Source organism: Nitrosomonas communis, assembly GCF_900114745.1.
Taxonomy (GTDB): domain Bacteria; phylum Pseudomonadota; class Gammaproteobacteria; order Burkholderiales; family Nitrosomonadaceae; genus Nitrosomonas; species Nitrosomonas communis_A.
The window spans coordinates 1-2347 of the sequence record NZ_FOUB01000159.1 but is presented as its reverse complement, the minus strand read 5'-3'; the positions used below and the strand labels follow the sequence as shown (position 1 = coordinate 2347).

Annotated in this window: 3 protein-coding genes; all 3 read left to right on the top strand. The window is 56.0% G+C overall.

Annotation, left to right across the window (positions count from 1 at the left end; genetic code table 11):
- The first annotated feature begins 74 nt into the window (after positions 1-74).
- The 3 genes from tnpA to tnpC are packed head-to-tail and all read left to right on the top strand — an operon-like array spanning position 75 to position 2326.
- Entirely contained in the window at positions 75-365 is a 291-nt protein-coding gene (gene tnpA / locus BM122_RS21025; protein WP_074907606.1) for an IS66 family insertion sequence element accessory protein TnpA, read from the top strand.
- On the top strand, positions 356-703 hold the full coding sequence (tnpB, locus tag BM122_RS21020) for an IS66 family insertion sequence element accessory protein TnpB (RefSeq protein ID WP_218152212.1): 348 nt from the start codon (positions 356-358) through the stop codon (positions 701-703). The genes tnpA and tnpB overlap by 10 nt, the downstream gene beginning before the upstream one ends.
- 48 nt (positions 704-751) lie before the next feature.
- Positions 752-2326 (top strand): IS66 family transposase, encoded by a 1575-nt coding sequence (tnpC, locus tag BM122_RS21015; RefSeq protein ID WP_074907604.1) that lies wholly within the window; start codon positions 752-754, stop codon positions 2324-2326.
- Positions 2327-2347: the final 21 nt, after the last annotated feature.

Sequence of the window (2347 nt, the reverse complement as noted above, 5' to 3'; positions counted from 1 at the left end):
GTAAGCCTCCAACCCTTCCACATTAACACCCAGATACATGATCGCTATCCTTGAACTTTTTACAAGGAAGAACGATGTCATCACCAGAATCACGACGAGTTCATATCGAAGCATGGCAAACCAGCGGCATGACTCAAGCAGCTTATTGCCGGGAACATGGTTTGAATACCAAGACGTTTGGCAATTGGGTTCGCAAGCATCGTGCCGGTCAGGTGATTCGGTCGCCTGAGTTTGTTCCGGTAACGATCAAACCAATGCCTGTGCCGGCAAATACGATGCGTCTTCGCGGACGGGGCGATCACGTGCTGGAACTGCCGTCGACTGTATCGCCGCATTGGTTGGGGGAGTTGCTGAAGTGTCTTTGATTGCTAATCCGGGGAAGATCTGGTTGATGGTTGAGCCGGTGGATATGCGTCGCGGCATCGACGGGTTGTCGACATTGGTTATGCAAGCGTTGCAGCGATCGCCTTGTGCGGGTTCGGCGTTTGTGTTTTGCAATCGCGCGGGCAATCGCATCAAGGTGCTGCTGTGGGACGGCACCGGCGTGTGGTTGTGCCAGCGCCGCTTGCATCAGGGGCGGTTCGTTTGGGGACGTTCGGATACGGGCGGGATGGAACTGACTTCGTCGCAATGGGAGTGGTTGATTGCCGGAGTGGATTGGCGTCGTCTGGGGCTGCAATCTTGCGTGCGGAAATATAGCTAAAGTCAATACTGACGCCACTTTGTGCGGGTTTCGCGGTATAATAGTGTCATGAAAGCGCACGTAAATCAGTCAATCGAATTAGATCATTTGAACCTCACGCCGGAAGCTAAAACCGAGGTATCGAACCTGATTCAATCACTGCTTACGCAAGCACAAAACGAGCTCAAACTGCTGGAAACAAAGAATCAGGCACTGACGCTGGAACTGGCACATTTGCGCCGCATTCGCTACGGTGCGAAGAGCGAAGCGCTGCCGCGGTCGCAGTTAAGTTTGTTCGAAGAAGACTGGCAAACCGATATTTCAGCGATTGAAGCGGAAATCGAGCAGCTGCCGATTCCGCAGCAGCCTAAGCGTGCACGCACCGGGCGCCAACCGCTACCGGATCACCTGCCACGCATCGAACACCGCCATGAACCGCAGTCCTGCCAATGCAAACAGTGCGACAGCAATCTGATAAAAATCGGTGAAGATGTCACCGAGCAACTGGACGTCAAACCCGCCGAATTCTTCGTGCACCGCCACATCCGCCCGCAATACGCCTGCCGGGCATGTGAAACCGTGGTTGCGGAACCCGTGCCGCCCGCCATCATCGACGGTGGCATGGCGGCAGTGGGTTTGCTTGCTTGGATCACGACTGCCAAATACCTCGATCACCTGCCGCTGTATCGCATCGCACAAATCGCCGCGCGGGAAGGCATCACTTTATCGCTTTCCACCTTGGCCGAATGGGTTGGACGCGTCGGCGTGGCACTGCAACCGCTGGTTGACCGACTGATTTTGCACTTATTGCAAGGCCGTGTGTTGCACGCCGACGAAACCCCGGTGGCGCAACTGGATCCCGGCAGCGGAAAAACGCGGCGCGTCTACCTGTGGGCGTATCGCAGCAACGACTTCGAATTGGGGCCGCGTATCATCGTATTCGACTACCAAACCAGCCGTAGCGGCAAACATGCGCGAGACTTCCTCGACGGTTGGCAAGGTCATCTCGTTGTCGACGACTACGCCGGTTACAAATCGCTATTCACCCTCGCCGGCAACTGCACCGAACTCGGCTGTTGGGCGCACGCGCGCCGCAAATTCTTCGACCTGCATCAGGCCAACGCCAGCACCGTTGCATTCGAAGCATTGCAACGCATTGGCAAACTTTACGCCGTCGAAGACGAAGGCAAGTATTTAACCGTCGAAACCAGGCAGCAGCTACGTGCCGAAAAAAGCCTGCCGATCCTGCAATCGTTGCACGACTGGTTACTGCAAACCCGCACCCAAACCGCCGATGGCGGCGGCACCGCCAAAGCCATCGACTATACCTTGAAGCGCTGGCAAAGCCTGATCCGCTATGCCGGCAGCGGACACCTGCCGATTGACAACAACCCCGTCGAAAACACCATCCGACCCATAGCGCTCGGCAAGAAAAACTGGCTGTTCGCCGGCTCCGAACGTGCCGGAAAACGTGCCGCTGCCATCCAAACCCTGCTCGGCACTGCAAAACTCAACGGTATCAACCCCGCACAATGGCTAGCTGACACCCTCGAAAAACTCCCTACCTGGTCTAACAGCCGAATCGATGAATTGTTGCCGCTTGCACCGGAGGCTATTGAAGCATTATTGAAGGAACGTGGGTAGGTGGTGGGGTTGGAGGGATAC